At 64.6% G+C, this 20057-nt stretch carries 20 protein-coding genes; 13 read left to right on the top strand and 7 right to left on the bottom strand.

The features are described 5' to 3' along the window. The first annotated feature begins 29 nt into the window (after nt 1-29). Nucleotides 30-1016 (top strand): diacylglycerol/lipid kinase family protein, encoded by a 987-nt coding sequence (locus IEW81_RS12855; RefSeq protein ID WP_097061687.1) that lies wholly within the window; start codon nt 30-32, stop codon nt 1014-1016. Here IEW81_RS12855 and pheA read toward each other — a convergent pair. After that, complete coding sequence (pheA, locus tag IEW81_RS12850) at nt 1013-1990, bottom strand: prephenate dehydratase (protein ID WP_097061686.1); 978 nt, start codon at nt 1988-1990, stop codon at nt 1013-1015. The two genes, IEW81_RS12855 and pheA, sit on opposite strands and share 4 nt — an antisense overlap. 44 nt (nt 1991-2034) lie before the next feature. On the opposite strand from pheA, the gene pgm reads away from it, so the two are divergent. After that, nucleotides 2035-3711, top strand: coding sequence for a phosphoglucomutase (alpha-D-glucose-1,6-bisphosphate-dependent) (gene pgm / locus IEW81_RS12845; protein ID WP_097061685.1), 1677 nt, complete (start codon nt 2035-2037; stop codon nt 3709-3711). After that, nucleotides 3708-4295 (top strand): hypothetical protein, encoded by a 588-nt coding sequence (locus tag IEW81_RS12840; protein ID WP_097061684.1) that lies wholly within the window; start codon nt 3708-3710, stop codon nt 4293-4295. The genes pgm and IEW81_RS12840 overlap by 4 nt, the downstream gene beginning before the upstream one ends. On the opposite strand, the gene IEW81_RS12835 is transcribed toward IEW81_RS12840, so the two are convergent. Further along, nucleotides 4283-5137, bottom strand: a complete 855-nt coding sequence (locus IEW81_RS12835) for a M15 family metallopeptidase (RefSeq protein ID WP_229671400.1) — start codon at nt 5135-5137, stop codon at nt 4283-4285. The two genes, IEW81_RS12840 and IEW81_RS12835, sit on opposite strands and share 13 nt — an antisense overlap. A gap of 323 nt (nt 5138-5460) precedes the next feature. On the opposite strand from IEW81_RS12835, the gene IEW81_RS12830 reads away from it, so the two are divergent. From IEW81_RS12830 to IEW81_RS12800, 7 genes are all read left to right on the top strand, one after another. After that, a complete protein-coding gene (locus IEW81_RS12830; protein WP_097061784.1) occupies nt 5461-7221 on the top strand; it encodes an MDR family MFS transporter in 1761 nt (586 codons plus the stop codon). A 325-nt stretch (nt 7222-7546) separates the two neighbouring features. Next, on the top strand, nt 7547-8830 hold the full coding sequence (locus tag IEW81_RS12825) for an ABC transporter substrate-binding protein (RefSeq protein WP_373285400.1): 1284 nt from the start codon (nt 7547-7549) through the stop codon (nt 8828-8830). 87 nt (nt 8831-8917) lie between these two features. Beyond that, nucleotides 8918-9922 carry a carbohydrate ABC transporter permease gene (locus IEW81_RS12820; RefSeq protein WP_097061680.1) on the top strand — a complete coding sequence of 335 codons (1005 nt, stop codon included), beginning with the start codon at nt 8918-8920 and terminating at the stop codon, nt 9920-9922. Further along, nucleotides 9919-10842, top strand: a complete 924-nt coding sequence (locus IEW81_RS12815; RefSeq protein WP_097061679.1) for a carbohydrate ABC transporter permease — start codon at nt 9919-9921, stop codon at nt 10840-10842. The genes IEW81_RS12820 and IEW81_RS12815 overlap by 4 nt, the downstream gene beginning before the upstream one ends. Before the next feature lie 7 nt (nt 10843-10849). Beyond that, nucleotides 10850-12307: a GH1 family beta-glucosidase gene (locus IEW81_RS12810; protein WP_097061678.1), complete on the top strand. Its 1458-nt coding sequence runs from the start codon at nt 10850-10852 to the stop codon at nt 12305-12307. A gap of 14 nt (nt 12308-12321) precedes the next feature. After that, a complete protein-coding gene (locus IEW81_RS12805) occupies nt 12322-13347 on the top strand; it encodes a LacI family DNA-binding transcriptional regulator (protein WP_097061677.1) in 1026 nt (341 codons plus the stop codon). A 9-nt stretch (nt 13348-13356) separates the two neighbouring features. Then, nucleotides 13357-13641, top strand: a complete 285-nt coding sequence (locus tag IEW81_RS12800; RefSeq protein ID WP_097061676.1) for a GNAT family N-acetyltransferase — start codon at nt 13357-13359, stop codon at nt 13639-13641. Between the two features lie 33 nt (nt 13642-13674). On the opposite strand, the gene IEW81_RS12795 is transcribed toward IEW81_RS12800, so the two are convergent. From IEW81_RS12795 to IEW81_RS12785, 3 genes are all read right to left on the bottom strand, one after another. Further along, a complete protein-coding gene (locus IEW81_RS12795; RefSeq protein ID WP_097061783.1) occupies nt 13675-13923 on the bottom strand; it encodes a DUF3072 domain-containing protein in 249 nt (82 codons plus the stop codon). Nucleotides 13924-13995: 72 nt separating this feature from the next. Continuing rightward, nucleotides 13996-14301, bottom strand: a complete 306-nt coding sequence (locus IEW81_RS12790; protein ID WP_097061675.1) for a hypothetical protein — start codon at nt 14299-14301, stop codon at nt 13996-13998. A gap of 92 nt (nt 14302-14393) precedes the next feature. Continuing rightward, nucleotides 14394-15032 (bottom strand): TetR/AcrR family transcriptional regulator, encoded by a 639-nt coding sequence (locus IEW81_RS12785; RefSeq protein WP_097061674.1) that lies wholly within the window; start codon nt 15030-15032, stop codon nt 14394-14396. 89 nt (nt 15033-15121) lie between these two features. Here IEW81_RS12785 and IEW81_RS12780 point away from each other — a divergent pair, with 89 nt between their 5' ends. Further along, the gene (locus IEW81_RS12780) at nt 15122-15826 is read left to right on the top strand and encodes a type 1 glutamine amidotransferase domain-containing protein (RefSeq protein WP_097061782.1); all 705 of its coding nucleotides are present in this window, start codon (nt 15122-15124) and stop codon (nt 15824-15826) included. Between the two features lie 25 nt (nt 15827-15851). Continuing rightward, nucleotides 15852-16859 (top strand): NADP-dependent oxidoreductase, encoded by a 1008-nt coding sequence (locus IEW81_RS12775; protein WP_097061673.1) that lies wholly within the window; start codon nt 15852-15854, stop codon nt 16857-16859. Nucleotides 16860-16915: 56 nt separating this feature from the next. On the opposite strand, the gene lplAB is transcribed toward IEW81_RS12775, so the two are convergent. Both lplAB and IEW81_RS12765 read right to left on the bottom strand, forming a co-directional pair. Beyond that, on the bottom strand, nt 16916-17965 hold the full coding sequence (lplAB, locus tag IEW81_RS12770) for a lipoate-protein ligase LplAB (protein ID WP_097061672.1): 1050 nt from the start codon (nt 17963-17965) through the stop codon (nt 16916-16918). Nucleotides 17966-18193: 228 nt separating this feature from the next. Further along, nucleotides 18194-19063 carry an alpha/beta hydrolase gene (locus IEW81_RS12765; RefSeq protein WP_097061671.1) on the bottom strand — a complete coding sequence of 290 codons (870 nt, stop codon included), beginning with the start codon at nt 19061-19063 and terminating at the stop codon, nt 18194-18196. Between the two features lie 119 nt (nt 19064-19182). Here IEW81_RS12765 and IEW81_RS12760 point away from each other — a divergent pair, with 119 nt between their 5' ends. Continuing rightward, nucleotides 19183-20055: a N5-glutamine methyltransferase family protein gene (locus IEW81_RS12760; RefSeq protein WP_097061670.1), complete on the top strand. Its 873-nt coding sequence runs from the start codon at nt 19183-19185 to the stop codon at nt 20053-20055. Nucleotides 20056-20057: the final 2 nt, after the last annotated feature.

Here is a 20057-nt window from a genome sequence, read left to right as displayed (position 1 = left end):
TACCCAGCCCATGCCGTACCGTAAGCGGCGTGAAGAATACCCCCGCCTCCAGGCCGAAGCGCGCTGCGGTGGTCTACAACCCCATCAAGGTCGACATCAAGAAGCTACGAGCTTCCGTCGAGGCGGCCGAGGCCGCGCACGGATGGGCAACGACCGCATGGTTCGAGACATCCCTGGAGGATGCCGGCCAGGAGGTCACGGCCAGCGCCATCCGGCGGGGCGCCAGCGTCGTACTCGCCGCCGGTGGCGACGGAACCGTCCGTGCGGTCGCCGAAGGTCTTCGCGGCAGCGGGGTAGCCCTTGCCCTGATCCCTTCGGGCACGGGCAACCTGCTCGCGAGAAACCTCGAACTGCCCCTGTCGGATCTCAACGCCGGGGTGCAGATCGCTTTCGGGGGCGATGACCGGGTGATCGACCTCGGAATGGTCGAGATCGTGCGCGACGATGGAGCATCGGAGGAACGCGGCTTCCTGGTGATGGCCGGCCTTGGTCTTGACGCGAAGATGATCAAGAACACGAGCAGTACGCTGAAAAAGGCTGTCGGCTGGCTGGCGTACGTCGACGGGATTGCGCGATCTCTTCCGGAGCTCAAACCCATCAGGCTCACCTACCGTCTCAACAACGAACCGGCGAAGTCGATCAAAGTGCACACGATCCTGGTCGGCAACTGCGGACTCCTTCCCGGCGGACTCCTGCTCATGCCTGACGCGAAACCTGATGACGGCCTGCTCGACATCGCCGCCCTCCGGCCGCAGGGGCCGTTTGGCTGGGCGAATATCTGGCGCAAGATCGCGTGGGAGAACGGTGTGCTGCGCAAGTCTGCCATCGGCCGCAAGATCATCGACCTGTCGGCGGACGTGCGCGATGTGACCTATGTCACGGCCGCATCTCTTCGGATGACCGTGGAGAGCCCGCAGGAGTTCCAGCTCGATGGCGACGAATTCGGTGAAGCCAAGAGCGTGCATGCCTGGGTGGATCCGGGCGCGCTCACGGTGCGGGTGCCCGCGGCGGTCTAGGGCCGCGCCGGCGGCGGCAGCGGCTCGCCGGTGAGCAGCCCCCGCAGCCAGGCCCGCGCATCCACGAACGCATCGTTGTCGTAGCGTGGAATCACGCTGATGGCGAGCTTGTCAGCGCGAGGGTAACTGCCAAGGAAGGTTACACGTGGGCTGAACCGCTTGAGGCCGAGAAGGGCGTCTGCGACCCTCTCGTCCAGAATGTGCCCATCGAGGTCGATGACGAACCTGTATCGGCCGAGGGCGTCGCCGATGGGCCTCGACTCGATCAGGCTCATGTTCACACCGCGGGTGGCGAACTGCTCGAGCATCTCGAGGAGGCGGCCTGACGTGTCATCCGGAAGCTCGGCGATGATCGAGGTCTTGTCACTGCCGGTGGGCGCCGGGAGTGCCGCGGCACGCGATACCAGCACGAACCTGGTGACGGCGTTGGGGTTATCGCCGATGGCCTCGGCGAGCACGACCAGGTCGTGATGGTCGGTGATGCCCGGGGGGGCGACGGCAGCATCCGCCAGGTCGCTCGCGAGGAGGGAGGCGGCGGCCGCGACATTCGAGGTGGCCGGAAGGTGGCCGTGGCTGGGCAGATTCGCATCCAGCCAGAGGTGCGTCTGCCCGTAGGCGACCGGGTGGGCGTTGACGACCTTCACGTCGGCCAGGGTCGTGCCCGGCCTGGCCACCAGAACGAAATTGACCGGCACGAGGTATTCGCCGACGATCCGCAGGTTCGGGATGCTCGCCAGGGCGTCCTGGGTGGCACTCACGCCGCCCTCCACCGAGTTCTCGATCGCGATCATGGCGGCCACGGAACGGCCGGTGACCACGTCGTCCAGCGCCTCACCCACGTTGTTGACGGAGCGCCATGACTTCCCGGCGGCAGCGGGTACCTGCTTCAGGGCCGCCTCGGTGAAGGTTCCGGCCGGGCCAAGGTAGCTGTACGTCTCCGCTGCGGCAGGGGTGAGATTGGCGCTGTCTGGCATGGTGACGAGTGTATCGGCGGGGCGCGAGTGCAAGACTGGGCGGCATGAATGATCGCGCAGGCACCGCAGCCCAGCCCTCTGACCTCATCGATGTGCACGAGCTGGTTCGTGCCTACTATGCACTGGTTCCGGATGTCTCGATCCCCGAGCAGCGCGTAGTCTTCGGCACCAGCGGCCACCGCGGCTCGTCGCTCGACACCGCGTTCAATGAGGTGCACATCGCCGCCATCACCCAGGCGATCGTGGAGTATCGCGCGTCGCAGGGAATCACCGGGCCGTTATTCATCGGACGGGACACCCACGGCCTGTCGAGACCGGCCGAAACGACCGCGCTCGAGGTGCTCGAGGCTAACGGTGTGCGGGCTCTGGTCGACGAGTTCGACGATTTCGTGCCCACCCCGGCCCTGAGCCACGCGATCATCAGGTACAACGCCGAAGGTCATGATGACCAGGCTGACGGCATCATCATCACGCCGAGCCACAACCCCCCGCGCGACGGCGGATTCAAGTACAACCCTCCGCACGGCGGGCCGGCCGACAGCGACGCGACGGGCTGGATCGCCGACCGCGCCAACGCGATCATCGCCGACGGCAGCCGTGACGTGAGGCGGGCAGTGCCTTCCGAAGCGGGGACCACACCCGCCGGTTCCGACGCGTCACGAAGCGACGGGACGGCCGTGCGGGCGGGGACATACGATTTCCGCGGCAACTACGTCAACGACCTCGAGAGCATCATCGACATCGAGGCGATCCGCGCGGCCGGGCTTCACATCGGCGCCGATCCGCTCGGGGGCGCGAGCGTGAACTATTGGAAACTCATCGCCGAGCGGTACGACCTCGACCTCACCGTCGTCAACCCGTCGGTCGACCCCGCGTGGTCGTTCATGACTCTCGACTGGGACGGCAAGATCCGCATGGATCCGTCGTCACGCTTCGCCATGGCATCCGTCGTCGCACGGCGTGATGAGTTCGACATCCTCACCGGTAACGACGCCGACGCGGACCGCCACGGGATAGTCACCCCCGATGGCGGCCTCATGAACCCCAACCACTACCTGGCTGTCGCCATCCGTTACCTCTACACCCATCGTGACGGCTGGAGCCGGGACGCCGCCATCGGAAAGACGCTCGTCTCGAGCTCGATGATCGACAGGGTCTCGACCGCGCTCGGCCGCGAACTGTGGGAGGTGCCCGTGGGATTCAAATGGTTCGTTCCCGGACTCGTCGACGGCTCGGTCGGTTTCGGCGGAGAGGAAAGCGCTGGCGCGAGTTTCCTGCGCAAAGACGGCACCGTGTGGACGACAGACAAAGACGGCATCCTGCTGGCGCTGCTCGCGAGCGAGATCCTCGCGGTCACCGGCAAGTCTCCCTCGGTGCTGTACGCCGAGCTGGTCGAGGAGTTCGGCGGTCCGGCCTACGAGCGGGTGGATGCCGCGGCATCCAAGGAGCAGAAGGCGAGACTCGGCAAGCTGAGCGGCGCCGCGATCACGGCCACGGAGCTGGCAGGAGATCCCATCACGTCCAGGCTCTCGGAGGCACCGGGGAACGGGGCATCCATCGGTGGAGTGAAGGTGACCACCGAGTTCGCCTGGTTCGCCGCCCGACCGAGCGGCACCGAAGACGTCTATAAAATCTACGCGGAATCGTTCAAGGGTGCCGAGCACCTGCTCCAGGTGCAGGCCGAGGCCAGGGCCATCGTGGATGCGGCGCTCGCAGGATGAGCCGCCTCACTCTCGTCCTGCTCGTCTCGCTGCCCGCCGTCGCCTGCGCTGCAGTGGGGCTGGCGCATCCGGCGCACCTGACCGCCGGTAGCGCTGAGCTGTGGCGCAACCTGCATCTCGTGCTGATCCCGGTCTTCCCGCTCATCGGCCTGGCACCCTGGCTGATCGCCCGCAGGGCCGGACGGTGGTTCGGCGGAGTCGCCGCCCTGTTCGGATACGGATTTGCGACGTTCTACACCTCTCTCGACATCCTTGCCGGTGTTGCCGGCGGCGCACTCGTGATGGCGGGCAGCGGCGACGCCACCGGCCCGATCTTCGCGGTCGCGCGCACCCTCGCCGCCATCGGCGTGGTCAGCCTCGTCGCGGGTTGCATCGTGGCCGGTATCGCAGCCTTCCGTGTCGCCGGGGTCGTGGCCCTACCGGGAGCCGTGCTCGCGACGGTCGGGGCGATCCTGGTGCAGCCGGGCCACATCTACCTCGGGCTCGGCACCGTGGCATTGGTGCTGTTCGCAGCGGGATTCGTGATCATGGCCATCACCGTCACTCGATCAGTGGATCGGATTCCCGCGGCTCAGCCCGCGTAGTCGGGAGCTGCCGGCAGGCCGAAGAACTCCTCGAGCGTCTGCACGCCGGTGGTGTGCAACTCTGTGGCCAGCTCCGCCCCGACGTAGCGCATATGCCACGGCTCGAATTCGTAACCCGTCACATCGGACTTGCCATTGGGGTACCGCAGCACGAAACCGAAGCGCCAGGCCTCACTGGCCAGCCACTGCCCTTGCGGAGTGTTGGCGAAGCACTGCTCGAGTGTGCAGTTCGCGGGTGACGCACTGACATCGATCGAGAGCCCGGTCTGGTGTTCGGAATACCCCGGCCGAGCACTCGTCAGGTCGGCGCCGGCCTGGCCGAGGCTCGAAACCCATCCTGCGTAGACGCTCTCCTGGGTCGAATAGCTGCGGTACGCACTCTGCGATTGCATCTGCAGCCCGCCACTCTCGGAAGCGAAGGCGGCAAACATCGCCACCGCAGCATCCGACGCCACCTGGCGCAGGAATGGCTGGTTGGCGTACGCCACGGGCACCTCGACGAGGTCAGGTGGCTCCCAGTCGGCGGGATTGAGGGGGCGCAGTTTGTCTGCGATCACCCAGTAGCTGTTCGGGTCATCGATGGACTGGGCTCCGGCATCGAACGTCGGCGTGGGGATAGGAACGGGGGCGGGGGTGGATGAGGGCGTCACCGCAGGGGTCGGAGTGGGCGTTCTCGTCGCGAGCGCGGTGGGGGCTGCGTTCGGCGCGAGCACCGGGATTGCGGCGATGATCGCCACCACGGCGACAGTCATCACGACGGCAGTCACGGCACCGGCGATCACGATCATGCGGCGACGTTTCACCGCCCCCCGGGGCCCTGCGCGGTGGCGAAGTTCTGTCACCCGACGATCCTACGACGCTGCCTCTCGCCGGATACGGTGAGGTGCGGCGATGACATGCTCCCCGCGGCTGCGGACCTGCGTTTGCCGCACCTCACTGCTGCCGCCGCATCCGGCTGGGAACTCCGGGCCGTTGACTTGCGAAAAGAGTGCATCCGGTATAACTTTGCAGTCTGCGCAAAGATTTATGACATCCCTGATGCCGGGATAGTCATCTTCTCTGCGTTCCACATCTGATGACGATCCAGAACGAACGAGGAACGATGACACGCGTCGAATCAAAGGGCAAGCAGCAGGCCCAGGCCATTGCGGATGCTGGCGGCGTCATGACGCATCGCCAGATCCTGTTCGTCATCTTCGGACTCATGGCGGGGATGTTCCTCTCGTCACTCGACCAGACCATCGTGGGCACGTCCATGCGGACGATCGCTGACGACCTCGACGGGCTCGCCCTCCAGGCCTGGGTGACCACCGCCTACCTGATCACGTCGACCATCACGACACCGATCTACGGGAAGCTCAGCGACATCTTCGGTCGTCGACCGCTCTTCATAGCCGCCATCGTGATCTTCCTGATCGGTTCCGTCGCCGCTGGCTTCGCGGACTCCATGTACCAGCTCGCGATCTTCCGGGCGCTGCAGGGGCTGGGCGCCGGTGGGCTCATGGCGCTTCCGTTGGCCATCATGGGCGACATCCTCGCTCCGCGTGAGCGCGCCAAATACCAGGGCTACTTCCTCGCTGTATTCGGCGTCTCGAGCGTCATCGGCCCACTGATCGGCGGACTGCTCTCGGGAACATCCGAGATCCTGTTCATCACCGGATGGCGCTGGGTCTTCCTGATCAACCTCCCCATCGGCCTGGTCGCTCTCGCGATCGTGCTGCGCTTCCTGCACATCCCGCACACCCGCCATAAGGTGCGCATCGACTGGTGGGGTGCTGCGACCGTCGTCATCGGCCTCGTTCCGCTACTACTCGTCGCGGAGAAAGGCCGCGAGTGGGGCTGGGATTCCGGATACGCCATCGCCTGCTATGTCATCGGAACACTCGGTATCGCCGCCTTCATCCTGAGCGAAAAGCTCATGGGCGATGACGCATTGATTCCGCTCAAGCTGTTCAGGAACTCCACGTTCCGCATGGCCACCATCATCGGTGTCCTGGTCGGTTTCGGCATGTTCGGCGCCATGATGACCATTCCGCTGTACCTGCAGCTCGTGCAGGGCGCGACACCGACCGAGAGCGGTTTCCTGATGCTGCCGATGATCTTCGGCCTCATGATCGCCTCGATCGTCAGCGGCCAGCTGATCGCGCGCACGGGTAAATACGGCATCTTCCCGAAGACCGGCACGGCGCTCATGGTCGTCGGGTTCTTCTGGCTCACCTTCTTGACCGCAGACAAGCCCGTGATCTGGGTCATGATCGGTATGTTCTTCATCGGACTCGGGCTCGGCCAGCTGATGCAGACGCTCACGATCGCCTCGCAGAATGCCGTCGGCCCTCGCGATATCGGTGTGGCGACGAGTTCGTCGACCTTCTTCCGCCAGATCGGTGGAACGCTCGGTGTCGCCGTGCTGTTCTCGGTGCTTTTCTCGCGCATTCCCGACACCATCGCCACGGCTTTCGCGAGCAAGTCGGTGCAGGATGGGCTCGCCGTCGCCATCGCGGATCCCGCCGTGCTCGCTGACCCGGCGAACAAGCAGATCCTCGGGCTGCTGCAGAACCCTTCCAGTATCGGCACGGCACTCGATGGGAATACGTCGTTCCTGAACGGTTCGGATCCTCGACTCGCGGCTCCGTTCCTCGAGGGCTTCAGCAACGCAACAGTGAGCATCTACTGGGTCGGGCTCGCTGTCGTGTTCGTGGCCTTCGTCCTGAGCTTCTTCCTGAAGGCGGCGCCCCTTCGTGAGAAGTCGGCGCTCCAGGAGAACGCGGACAACGAGGCAGCACTGCTCGCCCAGAATGCCGCGGATGCGACAGGTGCACCCGTGGTGCCGGGCGCCGCCGCCGACTCGGGCATCTCGGGCGACTCGAACGACTCGGGCATCGCAGGCTCGGCAACCGATTCCCGTTCGGGGAAGCCGAAGTCCTGACCCTCCTTCCCAAACGGACCAGCTGCACCTCTCGGGTGTGCCTGGTCCGTTTTTCGATGCGCCGGTGCCGCCGCGCCGGATTTATTTGGATCTCTGGCCAGCAGCATCGATCCGCCACATTGCCGGGAAATAGCCCGAAGCAAGCGTTTGCACGTAATCATTGCGTGAGAGCGCTCCCAAAAAGTCCTTGACATCATCTCGTATCGCTGCCTAGTGTGGGGCTCGCTACCGTGGAAGCGCTCCCATCGCTGATGTTGGGAGCGCTCCCAAACTTTATCGCCCCCTCTCAGTACCCCTCGCAGCACCCATCCACGCACACAAAGGAGTGACCGTGAGAACCTCACGACGCACAATCGCCGCAATCGTTGCCGGCGCGGCAGCCATCACGCTCGTAGCCACAGGCTGCGCACCCGGGGGCGGCGAAGCCGCAGATCCCAACGAGAAGATCACCCTCACGCTGGCGACCTTCAATGACTTCGGCTACACGGACGAATTACTCGCCCAGTACACCGAGTCGCACCCGAACGTGAAAATCGTACAGAACAAGGCGGCGACCTCCAACGACGCCCGTGACAACTTCTTCACCAAGCTCGGTGCCGGATCGGGGCTTGCTGACGTTGAAGCCATCGAGGTCGACTGGCTCGCCGAGATGATGCAGTACTCAGACAAGCTCACCGACCTCTCCGGTCCAGAGGTCGACGGCCGCTGGGTCGACTGGAAGTCAGCATCGGCGACCGACCCCGACGGCCGCCTCGTCGGCTACGGGACAGACATCGGCCCTGAGGCTGTCTGCTACCGCGGCGACCTGCTCAAGGCCGCCGGCCTCCCCAGCGACCCGGACGGCGTCGCCGCGCTACTGGACGGCGGTTGGGACAAGTACTACTCGGTCGGACAGCAGTACGTGGATGCCACAGGTAAGCCGTGGTTCGACTCTGCAGGGGCCACCTACCAGGGTGTCATCAACCAGGTAGAGAACGCATACGAGAAGAATGACGGAACCGTCATCGCGACCGAGAACCCCGAGGTCGAAGAGGCCTTCACCTCGGTGCTCGAGGCGAGCAGCACTCTCTCGGCCCACCTCGGCCAATGGAGCGACGACTGGACCGCAGGGCTTGCCAACGGTTCTTTCGCCACGATGCTCTGCCCCGGCTGGATGCTCGGAGTCATCTCCGGTAACGCTCCCGACATCTCCGACTGGAACGTTGCGAACGTCTTCCCTGGCGGCGGCGGAAACTGGGGTGGCTCGTACCTGACGGTTCCGGCACAGGGCAAGCACACCGAGGCGGCGAAGGAGTTTGCAGCATGGCTGACCGCTCCGGAGCAGCAGCTGCAGGCCTTCACCAACGCTGGAACCTTCCCCAGCCAGGTCGCGACCTACACGGACTCGACCCTGCTCGATGCCACCAACGAGTATTTCAACAACGCCCCGGTCGGCCAGATCCTGACCGACCGTTCGAAGGCGATCACCGTCACACCGTTCAAGAGCGTGCACTACTTCCCCATCAACGACGCGCTGCAGAAGGCCCTCACCCGGGTCGACGTAGACAAGTCCCAGTCGATCTCCGAATCCTGGACCCAGTTCGTTGCTGACGTGAAGGCGCTCGGCTAACCACAGCAGTTTTGGGTCGCGCGGTCTCCACCACGACCGCGCGGCCCCATCCTGACCCGCACCACCAAGTCACACGGAATCGACATCATGACCACCGCACTCGACGATGAGCGCCGCATCCGGCGGATCGCGTTCTCCCAGAAGCTCTCGCACTGGGACGTGAAGATCTCGCCATACCTGTACATCTCGCCATTCTTCATCCTCTTCACCGTCACCGGGCTCTTCCCGCTGCTGTACACGGCGTATGTTTCGGTGCACGAGTGGCACCTCATCGGCGGCGAGGGCGACTTCGTCGGCCTGGACAATTTCTCCTTCGTTCTGCAGCAGCCTCAGTTCTGGATCGCGCTGCGCAACACGTTCAGCATCTTCCTGCTCTCGATGATTCCCCAGGTGACATTCGCCCTGGTCATTGCGGCCGTGCTCAACGAGAACCTTCGCGCGAAGACGTTCTGGCGCATGGGCGTGCTGTTGCCATACATCGTCGCCCCGGTCGCGGTCACCCTCATCTTCAGCAACATGTTCGGTGACCAGTACGGTCTCGTGAACAACCTGCTCGGGCAGGCGGGGATCGCCCCCGTCCAGTGGCACTCCCAGGAGCTTCCGAGCCACGTCGCGATTGCCACCATGGTCAACTTCCGCTGGACGGGCTATACCGCGCTGATTTTATTGGCCGGCATGCAGGCCATCCCTCGGGACCTGTACGAAGCGGCATCAATCGACGGCGCCAGCAAGCCGCGCCAGTTCTTCTCGATCACCATCCCCCAGCTTCGACCCACCCTGATCTTCGTCATCGTCACCTCGACGATCGGCGGCCTTCAGATCTTCGACGAACCACGGCTGTACGACCAATACGGCCAGGGTGGTGCCAACAGCCAGTGGATGACCATCACGATCTACCTCTATAACCTCGGCTGGGGCCAGTTGAACTTCGGTCGTGCCGCAGCGGTCGCCTGGCTGCTATTCCTGATCATCGTGCTGATCGGCCTGGTGAACCTCGCTATCACCCGCACCATCGCGGCATCGAACGACATCACCGCAACACCACGAAAGTCGAAAACAGTCCAACCTCGCAGGCAGAAGGTGACGGCATGACCACCCAGCTCACTCCCGAACGCGTAGAACCCCACGTCGGCTCGGCGCCATCCGAACAGCGACGCGCGATTCGGCAGCGGCCAAACCGACTCGCGAACAGGCAGCGGCCCGGGTTCCTGACCTACGGTTTTCTCGCCGCCGTGATTCTCGGCTCGGTGTTTCCGCTCTACTGGTCGTTCCTGATCGGCAGCGGCGACGCGTCCACGATTACCAGGCAGGACATCGTCTGGTGGCCCGGCGGCAACTTCCTTGTGAACGCCGCCTCGGTTCTCGAGAACGAGAGTGTCAACTTCTGGCGGGCCATCGGCAACAGCATCATCGTTTCGACGGTGGTCGCCGTCAGCGTCGTGTTCTTCTCGACCCTGTCCGGCTATGCATTCGCCAAGCTGCGCTTCCGAGGAAAGACCGGGCTGCTCATCTTCGTCATCGCCACGATGGCTGTTCCGACCCAACTCGGCATCGTGCCGCTGTTCATCGCGATGTCGAAGCTGCAGCTCGCGGGCACCCTGGCTGCGGTCATCCTGCCCGCCATCGTGTCGGCCTTCGGAGTGTTCTGGATGACACAGTACTTCGGCCAGGCGCTGCCGTTCGAGCTGATCGAGGCGGCCCGAGTAGACGGCGCATCCATGATCCGCACCTTCTGGCATGTGGCGCTCCCCGCCGCCCGACCGGCCGCCGCGATGCTCGGACTCTTCATCTTCATCTCCACGTGGACAAACTTCTTCTGGCCGTTCATCGTGCTCGACCGGCAGAACCCCACGCTCCCGGTGGCGCTCGCGCTGCTGCAGAGCAATTACTTCGTGGACTATTCGGTGGTACTCGCCGGCGTGATCCTGTCGACCGTGCCGCTGCTGATCCTGTTCATCGTTGCCGGCAGACAGCTCGTGTCTGGCATCATGCAGGGCGCCGTCAAAGGCTGATGGAATAATGACGATCGTGTTCGAAGCCCAGACCACGGCAGGCAGCCGACCTGCCTCCCGCTCTTTCCCACCCACCTTCCTGTTCGGTGCTGCCACGGCCGCGTACCAGATCGAGGGGGCTGCCCACGAAGACGGCAGAACCGATTCGATCTGGGATGTGTTCTGCCGCGTTCCCGGAGCAGTCGTGAACGCAGATGATGGCGAGGTCGCATGCGATCACTACCACCGCTACCGCGACGACGTCTCCATGATGAAAGACCTGGGCCTGCAGGCGTACAGGTTCTCGACATCGTGGTCGCGAGTGCAGCCGGACGGAGGCGCGTTCAACCCGAAGGGGCTCGACTTCTACTCCCGGCTCATCGACGAGTTGCTCGGCCACGGCATCACCCCGTGGCTGACCCTGTACCACTGGGATCTTCCGCAGGCACTCGAAGACCTCGGCGGCTGGGCGAATCGCGACACCGCATCACGGTTCCGCGACTATGCGCTCGGTGTGCATGACGCGCTCGGCGACCGTGTCACCAACTGGACGACGCTCAACGAGCCATGGTGCGCGTCGTTCCTCGGGTACATCGGCGGCGAGCATGCGCCAGGGCTCCAGGATCCGGCCACGGGCCTCGCTGCCGGCCACCACCTGCTGCTCGCGCACGGGCTGACCGTCAGGGACCTGGCGGCCCGCGACGAGAACCTGCGGCTCGGCATCACACTCAACCTGACCGTAGCCGACCCCGTCGACCCCACAGACGCCGGCGACCTCGACGCTGCGAGACGCATCGACGGCCAGTTCAACAGGTTCTTCCTCGATCCGATCTTCCGTGGCTCGTATCCTGATGATGTGATGCAGGATGTCGCGCACCTCGGTTTCGAGCAGCACGTGCAGCCCGGCGATCTTGAGATCATCAGCTCGCCCATCCACTCACTCGGTGTCAACTACTACCACGGTGAAGCGGTCAGCTCCCGGCCCAGTGAGACCGCGATGTCGACAGCGGCACCGTCGGTCAGGCCCAAGCGTTCCCCCTTCCCCGCGGCAGATGACGTGCACTGGCACCTGCGCGACCTTCCCACGACCGGCATGGGCTGGGAAGTGCAGCCCGAGGGGCTGACCCGCTTGCTCAGGCGCGTGCACGAGGAGTACACGGGCCCGACCGGCATAGCCCTCGCCGTGACCGAAAACGGCGCCGCCTACGACGACGAACTGGTCGACGGCGCGGTTCACGACGCCGAGCGCGTCGACTTCCTGGAGGCACACCTTGGCGCGATCCTCGACGCGATCGACGAGGGGGTGCCCGTGAGCGGCTACTTCTACTGGTCGCTCATGGACAACTTCGAATGGGCCTGGGGCTACGACAAGAGGTTCGGAATCGTCAGGGTCGACTACGACACGCAGGCGCGCACGCCCAAAGACAGCGCAATCGCCTATGCCCGAATCATCCAGGCTCGCGTCATCACCGCCCACGCTCTCTGACCTAGACTTCCCCCATGACGCTCGATCTGCACGGCAAACGCACGGCGCCGACGCTCGAAGCAGTAGCCGCAGAGGCCGGAGTGTCGCGCTCGACCGTGTCGCGCGTCGTCAACGGATCGACCCAGGTGCGGCCGGATGTGGTGACCGCGGTGACCGCGGCCATCGACCGCCTCAACTACATCCCGAACCGCGCCGCCAGGTCGCTCGCGAACAGCCAGACCATGGCCATCGCGCTCGTGGTGCCGGAAGATACGACCAGGTTCTTCGGCGATCCATTCTTCGCCCAGATCGTGCAGGGCATCACCCAGGGGCTCGAAGACAGCGACTATGTGCTCAATCTCCAGCTCGCGAGCCCATCCAGCCCATCGGCCAAGACGATCCGCTACCTCCTCGGCGGCAACGTCGACGGCGCGATCGTGGTCTCCCACCACTCGGGCGACGACTTCTTCACGACGCTGGATGCCACGATTCCGGTCGTTTTCGGCGGCCGTCCGTATCTGCCCGAACAGCACATCAACAACTTCGTCGACGTCGACAATGCCGCGGGTGCCGAGATGGGCGCGCGCTACCTGATCGAGAAAGGCCGCAAGCGGATAGCAACGATCGACGGACCTGCCAACATGCAGGCGGCGCTCGATCGGTCTAAGGGGTGGGGGCGCGCCGTACGCGCGGCCGGGATGGCCGACGATCTTCGTGCACAGGGTGACTTCACCATGGCCAGCGGGGCGAGCGCGATGCGATCCCTGCTCGAGATGGCTCCAGATCTCGATGCTGTCTTCGTGGCAAGTGACCTGATGGCGTCCGGAGCGATCTCGGTGCTGCGCGAACGCGGCAGGAGCGTGCCCGGTGACGTCGCCATCGTCGGGTTCGACGACAGTTCCGCCGCGACGAGCGGCGAGATCGGCATCACCACCGTGCACCAGCCCTCACGGCAGATGGGCGTGGAGATGGCCAGTATGCTGCTCGCGCTGCTGCGGGGCGAGCACGTCGAACGGGAGCGCATCATGCCCACCAGGATGGTCATTCGCGACAGCGCGTAGGCTTGCGGCATGACCACCGAGGTGCAGCAGGACACGAAGATGAACCGTTTCGAATTGTTGGTCGACAGCGCCAGCGTCGGCGAGATCGACTACCGGGTGCACGACAATACGATCGTGCTCACCCATACGGAGATCGATCCTGCGCGGCGTGAGACGGGACTCGGCGGTGAGCTCGTTCGCGGAGCACTGAACCTCATCCGGGCCGACACCGACTACCGAGTCGTACCGAGCTGTCCTTTCGCCGCGGAATGGATTTCGGAGCACCCCGAGTACGACGACCTGCTCTCGCGCTAAACCGGTTCTGCACTACCGCCGCTCCAGCAGGCGCTAGGCCTCGCTATCGATGACCCCGCGGCCCGTCTTGTGCTGGAGGCGATCGATGTGCTCGGACGCCTCGGCCTTACTGACGCTTGCCGGAATCTCTTCCCCAGCCTCACGCGCCAGGGTGTCGAGGTAGCTCTTCTGTGGCGCAGTGGCCGGCTCATCGCCGGTCACCCAGTCGGCTGGATCTTTTACTGCCGAGTTTGTTGGATCACCCGACGCATCGCCGAGCATCTCTTTCCCTGAATCACTCATGCGTCCACGGTACGTGGCGGAGACAGGCCGTGCGAGCATGGCCGCGACCCTTGAATGGAGTCATCGGGTGTGCTACTCAGTTGATTTGTAGTGCTTTCCACGCTCAGTGAGATCGATCTTCAGCTTGCCGTCATAGATGCCGAAGTCCCCATCCCCCGGAAGCGGAGCGGGAGCCGGAAGGATCGACTGGCGATCCATCTCGACCTGCGCCTCGTGCCTGGCCGGGTGGAAGACCTCATCGCCGATCCCGGCGATGCCTCCGCCGCCGCGACCCGACGACTTGCTCTTGTCGGAGAGATCGATGAGCCCGAAGTGCTGAGCGAGATAGAATGCGACGCCGATGCCCACGATGACGAGTACGACAATCCAGGGCTCCACTGTCACAGTGTATGCGGCACCACCGACCAGGAAGATGTCAAGCCCGGGGTCCCAGGCGCGCGGTCCTAGGCACAGGCCCTACCTACAGGGTTTCAGCCGAATCCGATCGGGCGGGGAACAGTCACGTCGGTCTCGGGAGGCACCACGAGCCTGCGTGCGGCCTGCCGCACCGAATCCCGCTGTGCGACGGCGTCTGCATGGAATCCGGATGGGTCGATCGCCCGCAGTTCGGCGGGCGATCGATGCCAGTTGACGGCAACCGCGAGTAGCAGGGCGAGCAGTTCTTCCGGTCGCCAGGCCCGGTCGGCCAGACCCTCGCCCTGTGCCTGCCGGATGACGTCGAGCTTGTGGCTGTACCCCCGTGTGCGACTGCTCGAGAATGCACCGGCGGTCGCCGAGTCGTGGAGCCATGCCCATACGGCGATCCGCTGCGCGCTCTCGTCGCGGGCAAAGTAGTCGTAGAGCCTTAACGTGTATTCGACGAGATCCACATCGATGGGGACGGCGTCAGCAAGAGTGTCCAGTCCGTTCTGCATCACGTGGCCGAACAGGGAGTCCTTGTCTCCGAACCACGCATAGATGCGTTCCTTGCTGGCCTTGGCCGTTCCTGCGATGCGGTTGATGCGGGCACCGGCGACGCCGTATTCGGCGAACTCGTCGGTCGCAGCATCGATGACCCGCTGCCGGGTTTCTCGTCCGCGCAGCTGGTCGCGGGGCGCTATCGGATCCATCCCAGCGCATCTCCTTACCGTACCGATTGGTTTGACTGAGAATACAGCGAAGCCTACGATCGAACCAATCGGTTTGATAAAGGAGAATGATGACCAACGTACTTATGGTGCTCTCAGCAGCGACCTACTGGACACTCGCCGACGGCACCCGGCACCCCACCGGCGTCTGGGCTGAGGAATTCCTCGAGCCGTACCGGATTTTCACCGAGGCGGGCTGGAAGGTCGACATCGCGACCCCCGCGGGCGTTGCGCCCACCTTCGACACCGTCAGCCTCAGCGAGAGCGGAGCGGGCTCGGCCGAGCGCGCTACCGACTTCAGTTCGAGGATCACCGCACTGGATGCCGTGCTCAAGAACCCGAAGAAAGTGGATGCCGTTACCATCGGCGACTACGACGTGCTGTTTTATCCCGGCGGGCACGGCCCGATGGAAGATCTCGCCGTCGACGCGGACTCCGGCCAGCTGATCGTGGACGCTGTGAAGTCCAACACCACACTCGGAGTGCTGTGCCACGCCCCGGCCGCATTGCTCGCCGCGAACGACACGTCCACTGGCGACTGGGTGCTCAAGGGTCGCAGGATGACCGGCTTCGCGAACAGCGAGGAAGAGCTGAACCACCTCGCCGACAGGGCCAAGTGGCTCGTCGAGACCCGGCTCGTGGAGCTTGGCGCGGAATATTCGAAAGCTCCGGAGCCGTTTGCCTCCCACATCGTGGTCGACGGCCAGCTCTACACCGGGCAGAACCCCGCGTCATCCGTCGCCGTCGCCGAGCGCATCGTCGCCGACAAGAACTGACCGGCCCCCAGGAGAGGACATCCCCATGAGCACGACCACCAGCATCCAGTGGCAACTCGTCTCGCGCCCCACGGGCGAGCCGACGGTCGACAACGTCGCCAGGATCGAGATCACCCTTCCCGAACTCGGTGTCGGCGAGGTTCGCGTGCGCAACACGTTCTTCTCGGTCGACCCGTACATGCGCGGTCGCATGAACGGGGGCCGTTCGTACATTGCGCCCTTCAACCTCGATGAAACCATGCAGGGCGCCGCGATCGGCGAGGTCATCGAATCGCAGGATGCTGCGTTGCCCGTCGGCTCGCTCGTACAGCACCAACTCGGCTGGCGTGACCTCGCCCAGGGCTCGGCGGCCCAGTTCCAGCCCCTCCCGAACGTCCCGGGCGTGTCGCCTTCGCTGTTCCTCAGTGTGCTCGGCATCACGGGGATCACCGCGTGGGTCGGACTCACGCAGATCGCGCACGTCACAGAGGGCGACATCGTCTTCGTCTCCGGCGCCGCCGGTGGAGTCGGCACGATGGTCGGTCAGATCGCTCGCCTGCTCGGCGCATCCCGCGTCGTGGGCAGCGCCGGCACGGCCGAGAAGGTCGATTTGCTCACCAACAAGTACGGCTATGACGCCGCCTTCAATTATCGCGACGGCGATCTCCGGGGCCAGCTGGCAAAGGCCGCACCCGGCGGCATCGACGTCTATTTCGACAACGTCGGCGGGGAGCACCTCACGGCCGCCCTGGGTGCCTTCAACGACGGCGGCCGCGCCGCAATCTGTGGCGCCATCTCCCTGTACAACGCTGACAGCGACATCGGAGTGCGCAACATGTCGAACATTGTGACCCGCGGACTCACCCTCAAGGGATTCACTATGGGCAGCTACTTCCAGTTCGCACCCGAGTTTGGCGAAGCCATGCGCGGATGGCTCGAAGACGGGAAGATCGTGTTCGACGAGACCATCTCCGTCGGGATCGACAGCGCGTTCGACGCCTTCACCGGCATGATGAACGGCGCGAACGTCGGCAAGGCGATCATTCGACTGTAGCTATCCCGGGGCGATCAGGCTCGCTTGGTTGCCCCAGGTGCGCGGCATGGCATGGCTTACGGGACGCGACGCAGCCACTCCTCGGTGCCGAACTTCTCGACGACCAGCTGCTCCGCCTTCGCCATCTCTTGAGAAGTGATCTCATCGGGCGTCGCGCCATACAGGCTCGAGAACGTGGCTTTCATCCTGTCGATGATCTCGGCACGGCTCAGTCCGGTCTGGCTGCGTAGGGGATCGACGCGCTTGTTAGCGCTCTTCGTGCCCTTGTCGCTCATCTTCTCGCGCCCGATGCGCAGCACTTCGACCATCTTGTCGCCGTCCATGTCGTAGCTCATGGTGACATGGTGGAGCACGGCGCCGTCGCCGAGCCTCTTCTGTGCGGCCCCACCGATCTTTCCCGTGGGGCTCGTGATGTCGTTGAGTGGCACATACGACGCGTCGATGCCGAGCGACTTGAGGGCGATGATGACCCACTCGTCCAGGAACGCGTAGGAGTCGGCGAAGCTCATGCCCTGCACCAGGTCGGCGGGGGCGTGGATCGAATACGTGATGACCGAACCCGCCTCCATAAACATCGCACCGCCGCCGGAGATGCGGCGGACGATATCGAATCCGTGTTTGGTGGCGTTCGCCTCATCCACTTCGTTCTTCACGGATTGGAAACTGCCGAGCACGACGGCCGGCTTCTCCCACTCCCAGATGCGCAGCGTCGGCTTGCGGATGCCCGCCCCGACTTCCTCGGAGAGTACCTGGTCGAGCGCCATCTGCAGCACGGGGTCGACCGCTGGCCCCTGGATGACCTGCCATTCGTAGTCGCGCCACCCCGTGGCTTTCTGCAGGGCGCGGCGGATCGCGGTGGCCACCGCTTCGGGCGAGAAGCCCAGCAGCAGCGCGCCCGCGGGAAGGGCTACGTTGATCGCCTTCGCAAACGCGGCAGCGTCTGAGCCGGCGGGCATGCCGTTGATGGCTTCGTCAATGCTGTCGAGTGCACCATCGGGCTCCAGGAAGAAGTCACCGGCGAGCCGGAATCCGGAAATCACGCCATCATCGACCTCGAGGTCGACCACGACCAGCTTGCCCCCGGGGACCTTGAACTCACCGTGCATGTGTGGCCGCCTCTCTCTGAAGAAAGCCTAACTCGCGGGCGGCGCCCGTTTCATTTGTGCCGCAACCCGGCCCTTCCGCAGCTGCCGCACGCTTCCGAAATGACGGAGTTCGTGCCCTTGTCTCGGCATCGCCTCCCGTGGCTGCGGGTGTGGATGCCGCAGCCTCCGTCATTTCGGAAGGTAGTCGGCGAGCCAGGGGCCGGCGAGCAGGGGCTGCAGGGGAAATGTCTAGACGGGCGCCCGGGTGTCGAGCCACGCCACCAGGTCGGCGAAGACCTCGTCACGGTTCGTCTCGTTGAAGATCTCGTGCCGGGCATCCGGATAGACGACGACCATGACGTCAGACAGCTTCGACCGGCGGATATAGGAGTCTGCGAGCTTCTCGACACTCTTCTCCCCACCGAGCGAGTCGTCGCTTCCGATCATGATGAGGAGAGGAACGTCGCGCTCGAGGTTCTTCGCCGGGCGACCGAAGAGGCGCAGGCCGTCGGCAACCCCGAATAACTTGAGCACCTCGGCGTCGAACGTGAGCGGGTCATCCACGAAGGCCTGGAGGATTGCTGGATCTCGGGACAGCCAGTCGTAGCCGGTCGGGCCGAGGTGACGGTGTTTGGCCGCGAGGTCGCCACCGTTCATGAACTGGGGTGTGCGGTACGCGGTGCCCGTGAGCACGACCGCGTCGTAGTCGGCCGAGTGGTCGTTGACGATGATCTGCACCATCAGCGAGCCCCACGAATGACCGAGCAGCACAAGGGGGACGCCCGGGTTCTCGGTGCGTGCGATCCCGGAGAGCTGGCGCACGGCCTCGATCGTGGCGCGAAGCCCGCCGATGCCGAGTCGCCCCAGCCGGGAAACGTCGTCGCCGTACTGCTGCATGCCCGTCGCGCCGTGGCCTCGGTGGTCGTCTGCGTACACCGAGTACCCGGCGGTGACGAGGGCCTGCGCCAGGTCTTCGTACCGCAGCGCGTGCTCGCCGATGCCGTGCGCGAGTTGCACGATCGCCCTGGGCTTGGCCGCTTTCCACTCGTAGTAGTGAATGGTGACGCCCTGGGGGTCGACGAAGGTCGCCTCACTGCGTATGACGGTGAATTTCGGCACGGGGCCTCCTTGCTCAGCTTCACTGTACGGGCAAGTTTTCCGAAGTCGCGACACGTCCGCCGAATTCACGCGCAAAGGTGGCCACCGCGGTTCACTGGGATTCGAATCGAAGGGAACCGATGACGATCGGACTCGACCGTATCGCCGTTGAGGTGTTCGATGCGGTGGTTGCCAGGCTCAGTGCGGCCGGAATCCCGACGTCGGTAGGGGACGCCGAAATCATCCTCGCCCATGCCCTGGGGATGCGGCGTTCCGACGTGCAGTCGGGAGCCTTGAACGACGCGACACTCACAGTGGAACAGCGCGACCGGGTTCTCGACTTCACCAATCGGCGCGTCGACCGTGAACCTCTCCAGCACCTCACCGGACGCGCCTTCTTCCGGCAGCTCGAACTCTCCGTCGGACCCGGCGTATTCGTTCCCCGGCGTGAAACCGAGTTTGTGACCCAATTGGCGATAGATGCGCTGCTCACGAGCAAACTGGAGCACCCCATCGCGGTCGACCTCGGCACCGGCGCGGGAGCAATTGCTCTCTCTATGGCTGTGGAGGTGCCGGCCGCGACGGTTTTCGGTGTCGAGATCTCTCCCGAGGCGTTCACGTGGACCACGCAAAACTTTGCGGAGCACGCACCTCATAACGGGCATCCGGTGCTGGGCGACATGACCGATGCCCTCTCGCATCTCGACGGAAAGGTGGATGTCGTCGCAGGAAATCCGCCGTTCCTCGCCGAAGGCGTCGAACCGGTGACCCCGGAGGTGCGCCTGTTCGACCCGGGGGTGTCATGGGCGGCTGGCGGCGACGGGCTGCTGATCATCCGCGTGCTGTCGAAGACCGCACGGCGGCCCTTGAAACCCGGTGGCCACCTTGCTTTCGAGCACGGCATCTCGCAGGGGCGGCGGGTCGGTGAACTGCTCGAGAACGATGGCTGGCTGTCGATCACGAATCATCAGGACCCTCGCGGCGAGTACCGTGTGACGACCGCGCGACGCTGAGG

This window comes from Salinibacterium xinjiangense, from assembly GCF_014645015.1.
Lineage (GTDB): Bacteria > Actinomycetota > Actinomycetes > Actinomycetales > Microbacteriaceae > Rhodoglobus > Rhodoglobus xinjiangensis.
Note: the sequence above shows the minus strand (reverse complement) of the source record. Positions and strands in the feature narration are given on the sequence as shown.

Excerpts from the sequence above, each read along its gene's own strand:
- IEW81_RS12830 (WP_097061784.1), top strand. The coding sequence starts at position 5,461 with ATGACGCATCGCCAGATCCTGTTCGTCATCTTCGGACTCATGGCGGGG.
- IEW81_RS12780 (WP_097061782.1), top strand. The coding sequence starts at position 15,122 with ATGACCAACGTACTTATGGTGCTCTCAGCAGCGACCTACTGGACACTC.
- IEW81_RS12800 (WP_097061676.1), top strand. The coding sequence starts at position 13,357 with ATGACCACCGAGGTGCAGCAGGACACGAAGATGAACCGTTTCGAATTG.
- IEW81_RS12785 (WP_097061674.1), bottom strand. The coding sequence starts at position 15,032 with ATGGATCCGATAGCGCCCCGCGACCAGCTGCGCGGACGAGAAACCCGG.
- IEW81_RS12810 (WP_097061678.1), top strand. The coding sequence starts at position 10,850 with ATGACGATCGTGTTCGAAGCCCAGACCACGGCAGGCAGCCGACCTGCC.
- IEW81_RS12760 (WP_097061670.1), top strand. The coding sequence starts at position 19,183 with ATGACGATCGGACTCGACCGTATCGCCGTTGAGGTGTTCGATGCGGTG.
- lplAB (WP_097061672.1), bottom strand. The coding sequence starts at position 17,965 with ATGCACGGTGAGTTCAAGGTCCCCGGGGGCAAGCTGGTCGTGGTCGAC.
- pheA (WP_097061686.1), bottom strand. The coding sequence starts at position 1,990 with ATGCCAGACAGCGCCAATCTCACCCCTGCCGCAGCGGAGACGTACAGC.
- IEW81_RS12805 (WP_097061677.1), top strand. The coding sequence starts at position 12,322 with ATGACGCTCGATCTGCACGGCAAACGCACGGCGCCGACGCTCGAAGCA.
- IEW81_RS12815 (WP_097061679.1), top strand. The coding sequence starts at position 9,919 with ATGACCACCCAGCTCACTCCCGAACGCGTAGAACCCCACGTCGGCTCG.
- pgm (WP_097061685.1), top strand. The coding sequence starts at position 2,035 with ATGAATGATCGCGCAGGCACCGCAGCCCAGCCCTCTGACCTCATCGAT.
- IEW81_RS12840 (WP_097061684.1), top strand. The coding sequence starts at position 3,708 with ATGAGCCGCCTCACTCTCGTCCTGCTCGTCTCGCTGCCCGCCGTCGCC.
- IEW81_RS12795 (WP_097061783.1), bottom strand. The coding sequence starts at position 13,923 with ATGAGTGATTCAGGGAAAGAGATGCTCGGCGATGCGTCGGGTGATCCA.
- IEW81_RS12820 (WP_097061680.1), top strand. The coding sequence starts at position 8,918 with ATGACCACCGCACTCGACGATGAGCGCCGCATCCGGCGGATCGCGTTC.
- IEW81_RS12775 (WP_097061673.1), top strand. The coding sequence starts at position 15,852 with ATGAGCACGACCACCAGCATCCAGTGGCAACTCGTCTCGCGCCCCACG.